General features: G+C 51.4%; 21 protein-coding genes. 12 read left to right on the top strand and 9 right to left on the bottom strand.

What is annotated here, in order from left to right; genetic code table 11:
• Window positions 1–8 precede the first annotated feature (8 nt).
• Window positions 9–752, bottom strand: a complete 744-nt coding sequence (locus JNK62_02495) for a hypothetical protein (protein MBL8158374.1) — start codon at window positions 750–752, stop codon at window positions 9–11.
• Between the two features lie 51 nt (window positions 753–803).
• Here JNK62_02495 and JNK62_02500 point away from each other — a divergent pair, with 51 nt between their 5' ends.
• Genes JNK62_02500 through JNK62_02515 form a run of 4 tightly spaced genes read left to right on the top strand, consistent with a single transcriptional unit; the run spans window position 804 to window position 4,570 of the window.
• Window positions 804–1,844: a zinc-binding dehydrogenase gene (locus JNK62_02500; protein ID MBL8158375.1), complete on the top strand. Its 1,041-nt coding sequence runs from the start codon at window positions 804–806 to the stop codon at window positions 1,842–1,844.
• A complete protein-coding gene (locus tag JNK62_02505; protein ID MBL8158376.1) occupies window positions 1,841–2,800 on the top strand; it encodes a thiamine pyrophosphate-dependent dehydrogenase E1 component subunit alpha in 960 nt (319 codons plus the stop codon). Before JNK62_02500 ends, JNK62_02505 begins: the two co-directional genes overlap by 4 nt.
• Complete coding sequence (locus JNK62_02510) at window positions 2,793–3,833, top strand: alpha-ketoacid dehydrogenase subunit beta (GenBank protein ID MBL8158377.1); 1,041 nt, start codon at window positions 2,793–2,795, stop codon at window positions 3,831–3,833. Before JNK62_02505 ends, JNK62_02510 begins: the two co-directional genes overlap by 8 nt.
• Entirely contained in the window at window positions 3,830–4,570 is a 741-nt protein-coding gene (locus JNK62_02515; GenBank protein MBL8158378.1) for a hypothetical protein, read from the top strand. The genes JNK62_02510 and JNK62_02515 overlap by 4 nt, the downstream gene beginning before the upstream one ends.
• Window positions 4,571–4,573: 3 nt before the next feature.
• Here JNK62_02515 and JNK62_02520 read toward each other — a convergent pair whose 3' ends face one another.
• The 3 genes from JNK62_02520 to JNK62_02530 are packed head-to-tail and all read right to left on the bottom strand — an operon-like array spanning window position 4,574 to window position 6,451.
• On the bottom strand, window positions 4,574–5,299 hold the full coding sequence (locus JNK62_02520) for an FkbM family methyltransferase (GenBank protein MBL8158379.1): 726 nt from the start codon (window positions 5,297–5,299) through the stop codon (window positions 4,574–4,576).
• Window positions 5,292–5,741, bottom strand: coding sequence for a cupin domain-containing protein (locus tag JNK62_02525; protein MBL8158380.1), 450 nt, complete (start codon window positions 5,739–5,741; stop codon window positions 5,292–5,294). The genes JNK62_02520 and JNK62_02525 overlap by 8 nt, the downstream gene beginning before the upstream one ends.
• Window positions 5,742–5,752: 11 nt before the next feature.
• Window positions 5,753–6,451: an HAD family phosphatase gene (locus JNK62_02530; GenBank protein ID MBL8158381.1), complete on the bottom strand. Its 699-nt coding sequence runs from the start codon at window positions 6,449–6,451 to the stop codon at window positions 5,753–5,755.
• Between the two features lie 76 nt (window positions 6,452–6,527).
• Here JNK62_02530 and JNK62_02535 point away from each other — a divergent pair, with 76 nt between their 5' ends.
• The gene (locus tag JNK62_02535; GenBank protein MBL8158382.1) at window positions 6,528–7,430 is read left to right on the top strand and encodes an NAD-dependent epimerase/dehydratase family protein; all 903 of its coding nucleotides are present in this window, start codon (window positions 6,528–6,530) and stop codon (window positions 7,428–7,430) included.
• On the opposite strand, the gene JNK62_02540 is transcribed toward JNK62_02535, so the two are convergent.
• Window positions 7,400–7,915 (bottom strand): adenylyltransferase/cytidyltransferase family protein, encoded by a 516-nt coding sequence (locus JNK62_02540; GenBank protein ID MBL8158383.1) that lies wholly within the window; start codon window positions 7,913–7,915, stop codon window positions 7,400–7,402. The genes JNK62_02535 and JNK62_02540 overlap by 31 nt on opposite strands.
• Before the next feature lie 98 nt (window positions 7,916–8,013).
• Here JNK62_02540 and JNK62_02545 point away from each other — a divergent pair, with 98 nt between their 5' ends.
• From JNK62_02545 to JNK62_02555, 3 genes are read left to right on the top strand one after another with little or no spacing between them, the layout of a single operon-like run.
• Window positions 8,014–8,985 carry an SDR family NAD(P)-dependent oxidoreductase gene (locus tag JNK62_02545; GenBank protein MBL8158384.1) on the top strand — a complete coding sequence of 324 codons (972 nt, stop codon included), beginning with the start codon at window positions 8,014–8,016 and terminating at the stop codon, window positions 8,983–8,985.
• Complete coding sequence (locus JNK62_02550; GenBank protein ID MBL8158385.1) at window positions 8,982–9,647, top strand: glycosyltransferase family 2 protein; 666 nt, start codon at window positions 8,982–8,984, stop codon at window positions 9,645–9,647. Before JNK62_02545 ends, JNK62_02550 begins: the two co-directional genes overlap by 4 nt.
• Before the next feature lie 8 nt (window positions 9,648–9,655).
• Window positions 9,656–10,915, top strand: coding sequence for a methyltransferase domain-containing protein (locus tag JNK62_02555; protein MBL8158386.1), 1,260 nt, complete (start codon window positions 9,656–9,658; stop codon window positions 10,913–10,915).
• Between the two features lies 1 nt (window position 10,916).
• On the opposite strand, the gene JNK62_02560 is transcribed toward JNK62_02555, so the two are convergent.
• Window positions 10,917–11,693: a hypothetical protein gene (locus tag JNK62_02560; protein MBL8158387.1), complete on the bottom strand. Its 777-nt coding sequence runs from the start codon at window positions 11,691–11,693 to the stop codon at window positions 10,917–10,919.
• A gap of 73 nt (window positions 11,694–11,766) precedes the next feature.
• On the opposite strand from JNK62_02560, the gene JNK62_02565 reads away from it, so the two are divergent.
• From JNK62_02565 to JNK62_02575, 3 genes are all read left to right on the top strand, one after another.
• Window positions 11,767–12,912 (top strand): glycosyltransferase family 39 protein, encoded by a 1,146-nt coding sequence (locus tag JNK62_02565; GenBank protein MBL8158388.1) that lies wholly within the window; start codon window positions 11,767–11,769, stop codon window positions 12,910–12,912.
• A gap of 239 nt (window positions 12,913–13,151) precedes the next feature.
• Complete coding sequence (locus tag JNK62_02570; protein ID MBL8158389.1) at window positions 13,152–14,009, top strand: glycosyltransferase; 858 nt, start codon at window positions 13,152–13,154, stop codon at window positions 14,007–14,009.
• Between the two features lie 42 nt (window positions 14,010–14,051).
• Window positions 14,052–14,654 carry a class I SAM-dependent methyltransferase gene (locus tag JNK62_02575; GenBank protein ID MBL8158390.1) on the top strand — a complete coding sequence of 201 codons (603 nt, stop codon included), beginning with the start codon at window positions 14,052–14,054 and terminating at the stop codon, window positions 14,652–14,654.
• Here JNK62_02575 and JNK62_02580 read toward each other — a convergent pair.
• The 3 genes from JNK62_02580 to gmd are packed head-to-tail and all read right to left on the bottom strand — an operon-like array spanning window position 14,644 to window position 17,088.
• Window positions 14,644–15,576: a GDP-L-fucose synthase gene (locus tag JNK62_02580; GenBank protein MBL8158391.1), complete on the bottom strand. Its 933-nt coding sequence runs from the start codon at window positions 15,574–15,576 to the stop codon at window positions 14,644–14,646. The two genes, JNK62_02575 and JNK62_02580, sit on opposite strands and share 11 nt — an antisense overlap.
• Before the next feature lies 1 nt (window position 15,577).
• Window positions 15,578–16,054, bottom strand: coding sequence for an NUDIX domain-containing protein (locus JNK62_02585; protein MBL8158392.1), 477 nt, complete (start codon window positions 16,052–16,054; stop codon window positions 15,578–15,580).
• Window positions 16,051–17,088, bottom strand: coding sequence for a GDP-mannose 4,6-dehydratase (gene gmd, locus JNK62_02590; GenBank protein MBL8158393.1), 1,038 nt, complete (start codon window positions 17,086–17,088; stop codon window positions 16,051–16,053). Before gmd ends, JNK62_02585 begins: the two co-directional genes overlap by 4 nt.
• 91 nt (window positions 17,089–17,179) lie before the next feature.
• Here gmd and JNK62_02595 point away from each other — a divergent pair, with 91 nt between their 5' ends.
• On the top strand, window positions 17,180–17,971 hold the full coding sequence (locus tag JNK62_02595) for an adenylyltransferase/cytidyltransferase family protein (protein ID MBL8158394.1): 792 nt from the start codon (window positions 17,180–17,182) through the stop codon (window positions 17,969–17,971).
• The last annotated feature ends 4 nt before the right edge of the window (window positions 17,972–17,975 follow it).

Raw genomic sequence — 17,975 nt, forward strand, 5'->3', positions numbered from 1 at the left:
TTTGTTACTCATCGACGTATCTTACGTACGATTCTTTGAAATAGATTCATCTTACTCGAACCCAAAATTTTCCACTTCTTTCTTAAAGTGGGCAAATGCCATTCAGAATTTGGGCGCGCATATCTATGTACAAAAAGCGTTTGTCCGGATGTCTGATATGGCATGCAATCGATGAGAAACATGAAGGAAGAATCAATGACATGAACTTCCGACGCGGATTCGATAATTTTCCCGTAATCGAAAATGTTATCCGTAAATCCAGTATTAGGAGCGATATGTGGCAATGTGGTCGAAATTCGCCGTCGCTTAATTGTGAAATTTCGTTCCTGGTCCTCGTGGAGGAATATATACGGTTTTGGGGGCGCTATACGATTATATAAATTTTGCTCGCGTATCAGGTCTCTTTGGACTTGAAAGCTAGTCCATTTTTTCTCAAAAACCACATTGGCAAGTGCATAAAACTGTCTTTCAACCGATACGCCTGAGGTGCGGTTCAGAAGTTCAAAACCGATTTTTTGAATGGAATCGAATTTATCTTTATGCCGTGCAAGAAAATGTGGTGCCTCGATATGAGAGCATGGGATAATTTCAAGATTTTTGATATCACGATACATAAATGAGACGGAGGCAAGAGTCTGAGGTGCGGCAAGGATTGTTACGTGTGTGAAGCGAGTACAGTAGTCACGAACGATGCCGTGACAGATAATTTGATCCCCCAATCCGAGGTGAGAATAAAGAAGTACGGACGTCATAAAACGGAGTGTACCATTCACGTCGCTGCGTGCTAGAATGTCGCGGTGAAAATGAAAGCGGCCATCCTTGAGACGATAGATGCCCCCCTTACTATCGGGGAGGTTACCGTGGGGCAGCCTGCTTTCGGACAAGTATTGGTGAAGGTTCTCGTGAGCGGGATCTGCGGCGCCCAACTTCAGGAAATCGCCGGAAACAAAGGGAATGCAAAGTTCGTGCCACATCTTCTAGGCCATGAAGGATGCGGCATCGTCGAGGCTGTCGGAGAAGGTGTCACGCGCGTCAAAAAAGGAGATAAAGTCGTGATGCATTGGCGTAAAGGCGAGGGGATAGAATCCGATTTCCCGACATACGAATATGCGGGTAAGAACATGCCGAGCGGAAAAGTCACTACGTTCAGTGAGTATTCGTTGGTCTCTGAAAATCGGCTGACCGCGGTTCCGCACGACACTCCTGATGAGCTGTGCGCACTTCTCGGCTGTGGACTCTCGACCGCGTTAAGTGTGATAAATGATGAGGCGCGCGTACTGTTCGGCGAGAGCGTTCTTGTCATCGGCGCAGGCGGCTTGGGACTAAATATCCTTCAAGCGGCGAACATAGCACGTGCATATCCCATCGTGACTATCGATATCCATCCTGGAAAGAAGGAATTGGCCGAAAAGTGTGGAGCGCATCTATTCGTTGATTCGACACAAAGTGATATACGAGAGGTAGTTCAGAAGACGTTCGGTATTTCGGATTTTGATGTAATCATCGACACCTCAGGAAATAAGAAGGCCATCGAGACAACCCTCCCGCTTTTGCGAGGAGGAGGGCGGTACATCATGGTCGGACAACCGAAGCCAGGAGAAGTGATCGAGATTTCGAATGCACATCACCTGTTCGGCGGAGAAGGTAAGTCTATTCGTGCAACACAGGGTGGCGGTTTCTTGCCGACGACCGATATTCCGCGGTATATCAATCTGTATAAGACCGGAGCGCTCCATATCGACGACGTCATCACGCATCGGATCAAGCTAGATCAGGTGAACGACGCGATCGATGCGATCCGGAGCGGCACGGCGGGCCGTATCATGATCGAAATGCACGTATGAAGAAGCAATTGATCAATGCGTATACGAAGATGCTCAGCATTCGAGCTGCTGAAGAGCAGATAGCCAAGCACTATCTCGATAATAAGATAATGAGCTTCGTGCACTTTTATGTGGGCCAGGAAGCAGTGGCTGTTGGGGTGAGTGATGCCCTGCGAGCGGAAGACCGAGCGATGGGGAATCATCGATCGCATGGACATTACCTTGCGAAAGGAGGGGATATGAAGCGGATGATGTGTGAGCTTCTCGGTAAAGCTGGGGGTTGTGCGCATGGTAAAGGGGGATCGATGCATATGATTGATACGTCGGTCAATTTCATCGGATCGACGCCGATTCTCGGAAGTATTGTGCCTTTGGCCAACGGAAGCGCTTTCGAACAGAAATACTCGAAGAAAAAAGGCGTGACAGTGGCTTTTTTCGGGGATGGCGCTTTCGAAGAAGGTGTTGTCTACGAAACCCTCAATTTGGCAGCGCTCTTCAAACTACCGCTGCTTCTCGTGGTGGAAAACAACCTGTACTCCGTCAATTCCAAGTTGCATGAGCGTCGCTCCGCCGGGCATGATTCTGAAAAGATTGTCACTGGTTTCGGTGCTGCGTATATCCGAGCTGACGGTAACGACTATGAGGATGTGTATCGCAAGGCCGCAAAAGCAGTGACTGCGATGAGAAAGGGAGGAGGGCCTGTCGTCCTCGAATGCATGACCTATCGGCATATGGCGCACAGCGCTCCTATCTTCGATGATGCGCAGGGATATCGCGAAGAGGACGTGTTTGAGGTGCGCATCAAGAAAGATTCGGTACAGCGACTGCGCAAAAAACTCTTGCGATTGGGGGTCTTAGAGAAACGGCTGGGCGCGATCGAGTCCGATGTGCAACAGGAAGCCGCGCGAAATCTCGCATATGCTATCGCTGCCGAGTACCCTGAGAAATCTGAGCTTTATACCGACGTCTATGCCTGAGCGAATCATAAAATACACGGAAGCGCTGAAAGAAGCGGCTGATCAGATGATGGAAATCGATCCGAAGGTGTTTATCATCGGTCTCGGCGTCTCGTATAAGAACGGTGCCGACGGTACCACTGCCGGACTCAAGGCGAAGTATCCGACCCGCGTGCTCGATGTCCCGGTCTCCGAAGCGGGAGTTACCGGCATGGCGGTCGGGGCAGCTATAACCGGTCTTCATCCGATCGTGCATCATGGCCGCGTCGAATTCAGCCTCCTTGCCTCAGATTCCATCTTCACCCAGGCGGCAAAATGGAATTATATGTTCGGCGGCGGTAATCCCGTGCCTATCGTCATCCGGATCAATGTCGGAAGACAATGGGGAAACGGGCCGCAGCATACCCAAGCGTTATATTCGCTCTTCGGCAATGTACCCGGACTCAAGGTCGTGATACCCGCGACACCCTACATGGCGAAAGGTCTGCTCGTCTCTGCTCTTAAAGACAAAAATCCGGTCGTGATACTCGAACCGCGCTGGCTCTTCGGAATCAAGCAGCATGTACCGGTTGAACTGTATGCAGAACCGCTGGACAGGGCCCGTGTCGTGAAAAAAGGCAGGGACATCACCATCGTCGCGTATGGCGACGGTTTGATCGCGGCGCAGGAGGCGCTCGAGCTTATGAATGACGATATCGACGCAGAGCTTATTGATCTCGTGAGTATCAATCCCATAGACATCGATACGGTCATCTCCTCGGTCAAGAAGACCGGCAGGCTTCTCTCTATAGATACCACGAATGAAGCGTTCAATGTGGGATCAGAAATCACCGCGAAAGTAGTACAGAACGCATCCGTGACGCTCAAAGAGCGACCGCACGCGCTCAGTACGCCGAATGTACCGTGTCCGACCTCGACAAACCTGACCGAATCGTATTATCCGACCAAGGTCAGCATCGCGAATGCCGTGAACACCATTTTCAAAAAGCCCGCGATCGATCACAAGCTCGGATTCGAAGAATTGCATCTCGCGCCGGGCATAACCATCAAATGAAAAAGATCCTTGTCATCGGCGAGAGTGCACGGGATGTCTTCGTCTACTGTCATGCAGAACGTCTTGCTCCTGATCTCCCGATCCCTGTTTTGAACGTCATCGAGCAGAAAGAAAATCCCGGGATGGCGATGAATGTCGAGCGTAACATCAAAAGCATACTCTCGAGCTGCGATATTGTGACGAACCCGAATTGGAAGAACGTGACCAAGACGCGGTATATGCACCATGCAAGCAATCATGCGTTCCTCAGGGTCGACACGAACCCGCGCATGCCGCGAGCCCAGGTGCGGAAGATTCCTTTGTCACGATATTCAGTCATCGCGATCTCGGACTATAACAAGGGTTTCCTATCGGAAGCGGATATTCAGTATATCTGCGAGAATCACAACTGTGTGTTCCTCGACACCAAGAAGATCCTCGGCAATTTCGCTGCAAAAGCAGCTTTCATAAAGATAAACAACTTCGAGTACGAACGATCGAAAGCAAGCATCACCCCCGAAGTGATGCAGAAGACTATCGTGACACAAGGAGGAGGGGGTGCTTTATTTAAAAACAAGATATATCCGGTTCGACGATTTGAGGTGAAGGATACGTCGGGTGCCGGCGACAGCTTTTTCGCGGCATTAGTGGTCAAATATGCAGAGACGAAGGATGTAATCAAATCGATTAAATTCGCCAATCTCTGTGCTTCAAACACCGTTCAGCACCGAGGAGTCTCCGTCATCAAGCGTCCGTAGAGGTCATCGGATCAGGTCTGCGAATGCGCTGTCTATAAACACGGTATTCACGTTCGTATCGGCATAGACCATGTATCCTACTGATGCGAGGTACTCAAGTATTTCCTTCTGTTTTTCAACCGTACCTTGATCGCTATATCGTAACGTTTCGGCGCAAATAAGCTTCGGGCGGTATTTCGTTACATTGATCGATTTGAGGATCTCGAAATCCAATCCTTCTGCGTCGACGGAAATAATATCGACAGACCCGGAGAGATATTTTTCGACGATTGAATCAACAGTGTAGAGAGGGAGCTTTAGTACCTTCTGTATCGATTGATCGCCGTAGTTCTTAGTCGAGGCGTTCTTCTCGGCTTCTTTCTGAGAGAATGTGCCAAGGGGTTTCGAGCTCATGGCGTAGAAATCTGCGCCCTCGCTTTCCTCAGGACCGACGCCTGCCTGAAGACATACATCTCGTGTTCGCGTCCGTTTGATCACGCGAAAGAGTTCAGGATCAGGTTCGACGCACACGCCTCGAGATCCTGTCGAATAAAAGAGATACGTATTGTTGTTGAGGATCGGATGGTTGGTGCCGATGTCGATATAGGTCGGGTGCTCGATACCTATCAGGTTCAGGGCGCACCGCATGAGAAGATCCTCGCCGCATTGCGAATAACTCTTCTTGTATTTTGTACTCAAGTGGTATTGCGCAAAAAGCACATACTTTCTCCAATCAAGATATTTATTCATGCTTGGGAGGGGATATCTTGTCCTGTATAAACTGCGTATAGTTTTCCCACAGATTTTTATCTGCCGAATCTATCTTCTGACTGTCTCCTTTTCCGATCCGATACGAGTCCTTTTCATCGTGAGGGGTCGAGACTTCGAGCACGATTGCATCCGTTAGTGCAGTCAACTGATGGGGGGCACCAATGGGAACATGCACAACATCGCCCTCTTTTAGGACATCTATAATACGTTCCGCATTCGTTAAATCATAATGACGCAGTTCAATACTTCCTTGAAGGATGTACCATGTCTCGTCTTTCTTGAGATGAAAATGGTCACTAAATGATGCGCCCGCAGTGAAATGCAATAATTTACCGCAGTATTTATCATTATTTATGATCCAGATTTCCTTGCCCCAGCCTTTGGGGTGGATTTCGGGCTTAAGAATACGGATTTTACTCATGAAAGGTGGAGCTACGTGCCGGTAGAGTCATTATGCTGCGCTGGATGAAAAAGTCGAGGTACCGCTTCCCAATCCTCAAACAAGGCTACAGGTCCCGCTTCTTGAAGCAGGGATATTCGATCTTCATCAAGAGCGAAGGGGGCGGGGATGGCAATGACCGAGGATCCAGCCTGGTGTGCTGCTTGTATGCCGACGACTGAATCCTCAAAGACTAGCTGGTCATTTCCAACTACATGTAATATATGTGCGGTGCGTGCGAAGACCTCTCCCGCGGGCTTTATCTCGCTGACGTCTTCTCGGAATACACATACAGCAGGTGGGAAAAAACGATCCAAGCCAGTTTTTATCAGGATATCTGTTCCGAAATCTCGGCTCGTTGTAGAGCCGATGGCTATAGTGCAACCATGTGATAATTGCGACTCGATAAACTCTATTAAGCCAGGTCGAGGAGCGAGGGTGGTTGCATTAAACAGTTCGACAAAATGAATTCGCTTGCGCTCTCGAGCAATTTCGAGTTGAAAATCAGGAAATTTCGACAACATGGCCTGAAAAATAAAACGCGCTCCGCCACCCATTGCGTTTGGCAGCCTGGCAATTTCAAGAGGAGACATGATGATGCCTTGTTCGGCGAAGGCTTGGGAATATGCTGTGAAATGAATTTCTTCCAAGTCGACACATGTGCCTTCCAGGTCGAATGCGACACCTTTCATAGCGGAAGAGTGCAATGCATCACGAAAGAATGCAAGGTGAAATGGACGACGAGGGCGAGCTCTGTATACTGGCACGATGCGAACCTTAGTGACTGGCGGAACCGGTTTTGTTGGATCGAATCTCGCGTTTGAACTGGAAAAGCAAGGACATGATGTCGTGGTCATCGGCAGCCGAGCCGAGCCTGCGTTGGCCGGGTTTAGCGGCACGGTCCTGTATCGAGAAAACGGCAGGTTGCCGCTCGAATCGATCGGACATATCGACGTCCTCTTTCATCAAGGCGCGAATGCGGATACTTCGATTCTCGATCGTGAGCAGATGTTCCGCGATAATGTCGAAGATTCGAGAGCTGTGTTCGAGTACGCACTCAAAAATGGCGCACATCACATTACCTACGCATCATCGACCGCTGTATACGGTAATCTACCTACTCCGTATAAGGAAGATGGCCCTGTTGCGCCTTTAAATCCGTACGGTGAATCGAAAGCTGCGCTCGATACATACGCAATGGATTTTGCTCGAAACAATCCTGCGGTACGAGTGATCGGCCTGAGATACTGCAATGTCTACGGCCCGCGAGAAGCACATAAGGGAAAGATGGCCAGCATGATCTATCAGCTCGCGACGCAGATGCACCAAGGAAATCCGCGCATATTCAAATGGGGTGAGCAGAAGCGCGAGTATATCTATGTAAAGGATGTGGTCGAGGCGAATATCAGCTCGCTTACGGCGAACGAAAGTACTGTCGTGAACTGCTCGAGCGGCGTACCGGTCAGTTTCAATGAACTGGTGCGTATACTCAACAAGGTCTTAGGGCTGGATCGCGTGCCGGAATATATCGATAATCCGTATGAGGGTCTCTATCAGAATCACATCGAGTGCGATATCTCTCGCATGGCAGACGTTCTAGGGTTCCGACCCGCGTACACCGTCGAGACAGGGATCAGGGATTACTTCGATTCCGGTTTCTTGTCTCGATAAGCGGAAACAATCCTCTCAATCTGCCGTGTCGTCGAATGGCGACCGGTATGGCGGATCAGCTTCACTTTCCCGCCGTAGGAGGCGACGATTGCGCCTTCGGTAATCTCAGCAAGAGAGCGATCGGATCCTTTCACGTGGATATCGGGCCTCACCTTCTTGATCCACGGATCAGGCGTGTCCGATGAGAATATGAATACATAATCGACGCACTCCAGGGCGGACACCATGAATGCCCGTTCCTTTGCGGGAACGATCGGGCGGAGCTTGCCTTTATAGCGTCGTACTGATGCATCCGAATTAACGCCCACAATAAGCACATCACCGTGCTTCTTTGCTTCAATTAAGCTGTGTACATGTCCGGGATGCAGGAGATCAAATGTGCCGTTGGTGGTGACTATCAGCATGCCGTTGCTGCGGAGATTCTGTACTTTGCGCGCTACTGCAGCAATGCTCAGTATCTTAGGGGAGGTGAGGCTCGGAGCCATATAGATCCGCATCATAGGTGCGTCCCAGGCTTTATTCAAGCGTTGGTCGGGTGGTACGCCTGATGCTATAGTGAGGCACTTACGTTTGACTGAAATACATGGCTGATTTTTACTCCGGCAAGAAGGTGTTGGTAACGGGAGGTGCTGGATTTATCGGCAGCCACACAGTTGAGATGCTGGTTGAACGTGGTGCCGATGTTACGGTGCCGGTACGCTCGACGACAAGCCAAGATTTCCTTAAAGACGTCAAGGGTCAAATTTCGATCATTGAATCTGATCTCCGAGATCGAAAAAAGATTGAAGAACTGATGCAAGGGAAAGACATTGTCGTCAATCTTGCTGCAGCCAAAGGAGGTGGCATCGCGCACAGTATGCGACACCATGGCAGCTTGTTTCGAGACAACATGGAGCCGTTCCTTACGGTACTCGATGCGGCGCGGGTCGCGGGAGTCGAGCGCTTCCTCGTCGTTAGTTCTGCATGTGTGTATTCTCGAGAAGCAAGTGATCATGCTGTTGAGTCGGACGGATTTGTGGGTGTTCCAGAAGCCGCGAACGCGGGATATGGATGGGCGAAGCGTATGGAGGAATATCTGGGACAGGCATACGCTGAGGAATTCGGCATGAAAATTGCAATTGCGCGTGCCTACAACGCCTACGGTCCTCGTGACGCATATTTCGCCGAGTACAGCCATGTGATCCCAAGTCTCATTCAGCGTATTTTCCGTGGAGACAATCCGCTGACTATCTGGGGAACCGGTACACAGACTCGTTCGTTTGTATATTCGACCGATTTCGCTCGAGGCATTCTTGATGTGTGTGAAAAATATCCCGTCGCTGACCCCTTGAATATCGGCAGTGACGAGGAGATATCGATAGCTGATCTCGCCCGGCTCCTGATTGAGATTTCAGGAAAAAAGATAGATATCGAATTCGATACGTCGAAGCCTGATGGTCCGATGCGTCGGAGTGCTGATATGTCGAAAGCGTTCGAGAAGATAGCATTCAAGGCTCACATGCCGTTGCGTGAGGGTCTTCAGAAGTGTGTAGATTGGTACAGAGCCCACATATGAGTGTCACCTTGATCGCGGCAACATTGAATGAGCTTGAGGCCGCTAAGGTTGTTTTGCCGCGTATTGATCGATCGGTCGTTGATGAGATTATTGTCGTCGACGGCGGATCAACAGACGGCACAGTTGAATTCTGTGAATCGCAAGGGTACACGGTGTATCGTCAGAAACAGCGCGGATATGGATCTGCAATGCGGGAAGCCTCTGCTCTCGCAAAGGGCGATCTTATTATCGAATTTCCGCCGGATGGGAATTCGCTTCCCGAGAAGGTTCCTGATGTAGTGAAAAAACTTGAAGAAGGGTACGATCTCGTCATTGCATCACGGTACGCGCCGGGTGCACGGAGTGATGATGATGATTTCCTCACCGGCATCGGGAATTGGGGATTCACGTTTGTCACTAATCTGTTGTTCTGGAGCTCGTATACCGACGTCTTGGTGGGTTTTCGTGGATACAGGAAGTCGGCGCTTGAGAAGGTGCGTATGGACGCACCTGGCCTTGAATGGTCCATCCAGATGCCCATTCAATTCCGCAAGCATCGTCTCCGCACTGCTGATATTCCGGCTATTGAACCAGCGCGCATCGGTGGCGTGCGTAAGATGCGTCCGTTCAGGACGGGGTGGCGAATACTGAAGCTTCTCATTCGTGAGCGGTTTGCCCTATAATGCCTGCCATGTATACGAATATCTCCCGTTGCCGGATCTGCGGATCGGATACCCTGGTCGACGTCTTGGATTTAGGCGAACAATTCCTGTCGTCGTCGTTCGTCAAGAATAATCTCGAAGAGCCGCTCGCAAAAGCTCGAGTCCCACTTACGGTCCTTTTGTGTTCAACGTGTGGCCTGGTACAGCTCCGACAGACCGTCGATCGTGATCTCATGTATCGCAGTTACTTCTATCGTTCGGGCGTGAATCCTATGATGCGGGATGCTCTTGCGGATGTGACGCGAGATATAAAGGCGCATGCGGGCTTGCAGGAGGGAGATTCCGTGCTCGATATTGGCTGCAACGATGGGACTATGCTGACGTACTACCCGATCACGATGCGACGTATCGGCATGGATCCGGCCCAGAATATAAACCGCGATTCGCTCGATCCTTCGATCACCGTCATTCAGGATTATTTCTCAGCAGAGAAGGCGCGCACTGCGAACGAGGGTGCACTCTTCAAGGCAGTGTCGTCTATCGCAATGTTCTACGATTTAGATGATCCAAACGCCTTCGTCTCGGAGGTGAAATCGGTCCTTGCGCCTCGTGGTACCTGGTGCGTGCAGCTCAGTTATCTTGCTACCACGGTCGAGACGATGAATTTTTACGACATTTGTCACGAACATCTTCTGTACTACTCCTTGCGCACGCTTAAATTCCTCATGGAAAAGCACGGACTCAAGATCATCGACGCATCGCTCAATGACGTCAACGGAGGAAGTCTACGGTTCTTTGCGGTACATGCTGACGATCCGCGTGAGCCATCCGATGCACTCCGTGCGATTGAGGCAACCGAAGAAGTACTTGCGCTCGAAGAGAAGGCGACCTACGACCGGTTCGCGGCGTCCATCCAAAAGCTCAAGGACATTACGGTGGACTTCATTGAGAAAGAGCGCGCTTCAGGCGGTACCGTAATCGGCCTCGGCGCGTCGACCAAGGGCAATGTTCTTTTACAGTATTTCGGTATTACCAAGGAGATGCTCCCGGCCATCAGTGATCGTTACGCCGAGAAAGTAGGTCTGCGTACGCTCGGGACGGATATTCGTGTCGTCTCCGAAGAAGAGGCTCGTGACATGAAGCCGTCCGCCATGCTCGTTCTCATTTGGTTTTTCAAAGAGGAACTCTTGAAGCGTGAGCGGCAGTATCTTGAAGGGGGTGGGAAGCTCTATTTCCCGATGCCGTATCCACATGTCGTCACCAAGGACGGTGAGGTGAGGCTTGATTAGCCTATTCCGCTTTCTGTAGCGCCCACCATTGTTTCAGGGAAAGCGATTCATCCTTCGCATATCGCGAATCCTTGAGAAATAGTTCTTCTGCGATCATGCGAATGTGCGGCACCGATTGTTGGTGTTCTGTATATTCGCTGAAATTGTATATCTTGCGATAGAAGTGCCACTGACTGAGGCTGCGTTTCAGATTTGCTTTAAGGAATGAGAGCGTCCATTGCATGTCGTCGAGAAGAAGGTAGCCACCTGGCTTGAGAAGCCTATCTGCAAGGAGTATTGCTGGCAGATCGATATAGAACGTATGGTGACCATCGATATAGATCACTTCGTATTGTTCTCCGGATTTCAGCATCTCAAACAGAGTCCATGCATAGGTTCCAGTAGAGTTTGGTGCAAAACGGATCCGTGTCTGATCTATCTCTTTTAACGCGAGCTCCACTTCGTGACTTTTACACACGCTCTCGAAATCGCAGCCAACATACGAGATGTCCATATCGCGCATGAGCGCGAAGCGTTCAGCGCGAGGGAATTCACCGATACCGACCTCGAGGAATTTCCCTCCAGGAATGCGAGCAAGAATTTCACAGATGCGGTCTTCTTTACGCCCGCGAGGGTCATCAGCGAGCGTGTCAATTGCGGGAGAAGCGGTGTGTCGTACCTTGAATGCAAGCCATAGTGGCAGGTGTGCAAGATGGGCGATTTTCTTCCCTATACGTGTCCGGAGCCAGATAAGGGCACGTTTCGGGCCCAGGGAGATAACTCGTTGGATGGATTTCATGCCGGTGGCTCCGGTATTCTCTCATGCCCCGAATTTCGCGCCACCCCGACACTGAGTGCTATAATCCTGTCCTGTGGAACCTGACGAGTCACATGCGATGAGTGCCGTGCCGGCGAGCGAGAAAAAATGGTTTTTCATCGCGTACCTCTTCTGCATATGTGCGATAGGAATCGGGGCAGCTTTGATACTGCCGCGCGTTATGGACGGTGATGCGGTTGGGTATGCACATGCCATACAGGTGTACCAGGGAACCATACAGCTCCATATCCCGCCGGGTCTCACCGAGAATACTCTTGATGTTGTTGCTGCACACCGCATCCTCACGACGTTTCTCGGTATAGAGGCTGTTCGTATCTTCTCGGAAATCTTCGGCTCCTTGATCGGAGGGTGGATGATATGGAATACCCTCCTCTTTTTCGGTGTATCGATAGTGTTTTATCGTCTCTTAGAACGTTTTTTCCAAAGCGCTAAAGTCGCATTCGTGGGCGGTCTTTTCTTGGCGGGGAACTATTCGGTGGTGGCTCAAGGCCTCGCGCTCTTTATGGATATGGGCGGCTGGTTCTTCTATCTGCTCTCGATCTACTGGCTCTACCGATATATCGAATCAGAGCGGTATCGTGACGTGTTTTTCGCCGCATTGGCGATAGCGATAGGCGGTTTCTTTAAAGAGAATTCGTTCGTCGCGTTCATTCCGATTGGGCTCGTGCTTCTCTATGAGAACTATCGAACTCCTTTTCGCTATTTGAAACGAGTTGTTCCACTCGGCCTGTTGGTGGTGGTTCCCATGGCGATTCTCCACATCGGCGTCTATCTCAAATACGGATACGTCTACACGTACTGGATCCGCCTGGCGGGCACTTTCGTCTACCCGTCTATCATCGTCGAGTACATTAAAAGTTTCGGATCGCTCTTGAATTTCCTGGTCCCGGTTGCATTGGCGGGGGCGATAATTTTCCTTCGCGGCGGATATCCTATTGATGCGAAACGCAAGATATTCCTCGGCGGAGTCGTGCTTTCAACGATTCCTGCGGTGATGTGGCCGGCTATAACCCAGCGCGTTCTTTTCTTGGTTGTGCCATGGGTGATCATTCTTGCTGGATTCTGCATCAAACGATACGAACGCTACTGGTATGCATTTCTGCCGATTCTTGCCGTATATATTCTTGCGGCGTTCACCATGGACTCGTTTATTCTCGATTTCGTGAATCTGCCGATCTGAACATGAAGCCTACTGTGCATCTCGCGTATACGGCTCCTTTTGGACCCACACTGGTACGGCGGGGGATCGATAAGGCATTGCGTCTTGCGCATCTTCCGCCGCTCTATCGAAGTGGTCAGGATTTCTTAATACCGTGGCAGCATCCGATTCGTGCGCCGCACAGCATCACGTACCAACTCTTGCACGCGATCCGGGATCGAGGATACCCTGTGCGACTCTATAGTCTGTATGAGCACGGAGTGGCACCAATGAAAAAAGGGGATATATTCATCGGCCAGCCGCTGCCTAGTAAGGGAATGGGGCAGAGGCGATCGCTTGACGACGATCCGCTTTCAGTTACTTCGCGAACGTTGCGCGAATTTCCCAGTCCAAGAAATTTTATACTGATGCCATACGCTCACGATACTGAATATTCCACGTTCGCGAAAAAGCTTATCGCTGAAAATAATGCTACTGGAGGAGGTGCGATATTCATCGGCGGCGATATCTGGCAGCGGGACTGGGAAACGAAATCGCCGTATGCGGATCTCGGTCACTTGCGAAAAACACATATAACTGCAATGGGTATCGATCCGGCCGAATATCCTCTTGTAAAAAAAAGCTTCAATCAGAAAGGAAAGCGACGATATCTATATATAGGGCATACAGCCTGGTATAAGAACACCGCTGAATTAGAGAGAATTGCAGAACGAATGCCTCAGTTTGAATTTGGACATATCGGAGGAGGGTCGGTACGAGGGTGGAAAAAGATAGCGGATTTCGCGACTCTGACACCTGCATACATGGCTCGTCTTGCTAAGGAATATGACATATTTGTTACTGTGAGTACCGCTGATCCTCAAGCTACTACTATCGTTGAACAGATGTGTTTCGGATTGGCGGTTGCGTGCACCTCTGAGACCGGGTATGAGTATGACACAGTCACGCGATTGTTTACCGCTGATACGGATGCGAACGTGCGAATACTCACTGCTCTCCAAGACTTGGAAGAAGACGAGCTCATTTCATTAGCTCGGCAGAACCGCGAAATTGTTGAAAAAAAACATAGCTGGCAACAGTTCGTGAGCTGCGTTCTCGATTTTGCTGGAGTGGCTTAGTATTGACAGTGCCTCTAGACCCGTCGATGATTCACATACCATATGACTGCCGACAGGAATACAGCTTTCATCAATTCCGCAATGAAGAGCGTAGGCAAGAGGAAAGGTGTGGTTCTGGATGTTGGAGGAGGGGAGCGGTTCGGGAAATGGCTCTCACGATACAAGAGTGAATTTGAGGGTTGCGATTACAAGACGTTCGATTACGATGCATCGACGGGGGCTGACATCGTCGGGGACATCCACAAGATGCCGATCGCTGATGGGTTCTGTGATGCGATCATTTGTTCCTCTGTTCTTGAGCATGTGCGAGATCCTCTGACTGCAATGTCGGAGCTTCGACGCATCCTTAAAGACGGCGGGAAGATATTCCTGTATGTCCCTTCGATATACCCCTATCACGCACGCAAAGGGCACTATCCTGATTACTGGCGGTTCTTTGATGACACACTGTTGGAGCTCTTCAAGGGATTTTCTGATGTGCGAATCGAGAAGCGAGGAGGATATTTCTTCGCGCTCTCGTTCTTTGTCCCGATGCAGCACAAGATGCGATGGTTCTTGAACCCTGTCGCTGACCTTCTCGATCGGCTATTTCAGACTGAAAAGCGCACAACCACCTCCGGATATTACGTATTGGCTACGAAGTAGCGGTTTCAGCGAACCATCGATAGGTATCGACGAGGCCTTGAGGAAGCGCAATGGCGTGGCGCCAGCCGAGGGAGTGTATTTTGCTAACATCGAGGCGTTTGCGAGGGGTGCCGTCGGGTTTTGAGGTGTCCCAGACGATATCGCCATTGTAGCCAATCGTGGTCTTGATGAGTTCGGCCAATTCCTTGATGGTCACGTCTTCGCCGGTGCCGACATTGATGATCGAAGGATCGTTGTAGGTCTCCATAAGAAAGACGCAGGCACTGCCCATATCGTCGACATGGAGGAATTCGCGCATGGGGGCGCCGCTGCCCCAGACAGTGACTGAGGGCGCATTCGACACTTTTGCTTCATGGAAGCGGCGCAAAAGGGCGGGGAGGACGTGGGCGCGTTCGAGGTCGAAGTTGTCGTTCGGGCCGTACAGGTTGGTCGGCATGACGGAGATGAAATTCGAACCGTACTGGCGACGGTAGGCATTACACATCTCAATGCCGGCGATCTTGGCGATCGCGTAGGCGCTATTGGTATCCTCGAGTGGGCCGGTCATGAGGTATTCCTCCTTGATCGGCTGGGGGGCCATCTTCGGATAGATACAGGAGCTGCCGAGGAAAAGGAGTTTTTTCACGTCGCTTGCATGGGATTGATGGATGACGTTGGTCTGCACGACGAGGTTCTCGCGGATGAAATCAGCGGGGTAGGTATTGTTGGCCATGATGCCGCCCACGCGTGCCGCCGCCAGAAAGACATACTCAGGCTTTTCTTTCTCGAAGAAGTCGCGTACTGCCTCGGCGTCCATGAGTTCAAGCTCCGCATGGGTTCGAGTAATGATATTGGTATATCCCTTGCGCGTCAGTTCACGCACGATGGCGGAGCCCACAAGGCCGCGATGACCGGCCACGAAAATCTTTGAATTCTTTTCCATGCTATTTGAGGGCACGCAGGGCACCTTCGATGCGTGCTTTCACGTTCGGATGCAGGGAAGGGTCGTCGATCGAAAACCACTGCATCTCGCTGTGTTGGCTATCCGCATCCGCTTTCTCATCGGCGAGCGTACAGGCGAAGTATACATCCACGGTATGGTAATTCACGCCGTCGAATATCGATGCAGGATTGATCTCGTTGATAATGCCGCTGAAGACGAGGTCAGAAGCAGTGCGATCAAGACCGAGTTCTTCTTTGGCGATGCGGCAAGCTGCTTGGACGAGGTCTTCGTTCTTGTAGAGGCGACCACCGAAGCTGTAGAACTTGCCGGCGTAGGGTTCGTTGGTGCGCTTGCCGAGGAGGATCTTGGTCCTGTCGGGATTAAAAAAGAGAACATCCACCGTCACGACGGGGAAGTTCTCCATAAGGCGTCGGTATTCTTCAAGAGGGACGCGGCCGACGATCGGGAATTCGCTCATGCCTTGCTATCGATGAGAGCGAGATCCGCCTCCACCATGATCTTGATGAGCTCCTTGAACTTTACCCTCGGCTTCCAGCCGAGTTTCTTGCGCGCCTTGGTAGCATCTCCCAAGAGAAGATCTACTTCCGCGGGTCGGTAGTACTTCGGATCGATCTCGATGATGGTTTCCCCGGTCTTCTTGTCGATGCCTTTTTCCTTGAGGCCTTTGCCCTTCCAAACGATGTCGAAGCCCAAGAGTTTGCCCGTTTCTTCCACAAGTTCGCGGATGGAGTGGGTCTCGCCAGTCGCGAGGATGAAATCATCGGCCTCTTTCTGCTGGAGCATGAGCCACATGCCTTCGACGTAGTCCTTGGCGTAGCCCCAGTCGCGCTTTGCGTCGAGGTTACCGAGCTGGACGGTCTCTTGGAGGCCGCGCTTCACGCGAGAGAGGCCGGCGGTCACCTTGCGGGTGACGAAGGTCTCGCCGCGGCGGGGGGACTCGTGGTTGAAGAGGATGCCGTTGACCGCAAAGAGGTTGTAGCTCTCGCGATAATTACGCGCGATCCAGTAGCCGAAGACCTTTGCGCAGCCGTATGGGGATCGCGGATGGAACGGCGTGGTCTCTTTCTGAGGGGTCTCGGCAACTTTACCGAACATCTCGGATGAGGATGCTTGGTAGAACTTGGTCTTGATGCCGGTCTCGCGGATGGCGTCGAGCATGCGAAGTGTGCCGAGGGCGTCGACATCGGCCGTGTATTCAGGAATATCAAATGAGACACGGACGTGGCTCTGCGCGCCGAGGTGGTAGATCTCATCGGGGCGCACTTTCTCGAGGATGCGATTGAGACTGCTGCCATCACCGAGATCGCCGTAGTGGAGAAGGAGTCGGGCGCCGTTCTTGTGCTTGATCGGCAGGTGATGTTCGATGCGTGCGGTATTGAAACTTGAAGAGCGGCGGATGATGCCGTGGACTTCATATCCTTTCTCGAGAAGTAATTCAGTAAGGTATGAACCGTCTTGGCCGGTGATGCCGGTGATGAGTGCTTTTTTCATGGTGGTAGCCAGTGCATGGTAGCTGTGGCGCCCGCATTCCGCAAGGAAAACCTCTTGCATCTCAAGTGGGTGAGGGGCATACTTCCGTATCATGAAGAAAACGAAGACCGTCTCTGAGAAGTGGGTTGCTGTCTCGGGAGGGTTCGATCCTATTCATATCGGGCATGTGCGCATGATGCAGGCGGCCCGCAAGCTGGGGGATAGGCTCCTCGTCATCCTCAATAACGACCACTGGCTGCGCGACAAGAAGGGTTTTGCCTTTATGCCGCAGAAGGAGAAGGTGGAGCTCCTCAAATCATTCCCGTTCGTCGACAAGGTGGTGCTCACCGATCACAAGCCAGGCGACCAAGATCGCAGTGTCTCGCGCACACTCCGCAAGGTGAAGCCGCACATCTTCGCGAACGGCGGCGATCGCGGCAAGGGCAATACGCCGGAGATGGATGTCTGCAAGGATCTCGGTATCACGATGCGTTTCAATGTCGGGAAGGGCGGTAAAGTGCAGTCTTCCTCGTGGATGATCAATGCCTCAAGTCGTGAGGTGCGCCGGAGCGTGCGCCCCTGGGGCGAGTTCTACGGATGGGACAGCGGTCAGGGCTGGTATCTGAAGACGCTCTACGTGAATCCGAATAGCCGCCTCTCGCTCCAGTATCACCATCACCGCTCCGAGCGTTGGGTCTTGGTGCAGGGCGATGCGACCGCGGTCACGATCGAAAAGGGAAAGGAGAAGAAGACCAAACTCAAGGTGGGTGAGACCTTCATCGTGCCGAAAAGAATGCCGCACCGCCTCACTTCCAAGAATGGCGGTACGCTCGTGGAGGTCGCGGTCGGCAATTTTGATGAAAACGACATCGTACGCCTCCAGGACGACCACGGTCGCGTGTAGTACA

Source organism: bacterium (assembly GCA_016789445.1).
GTDB lineage: Bacteria > Patescibacteriota > Minisyncoccia > Phycocordibacterales > UBA2100 > UBA10103.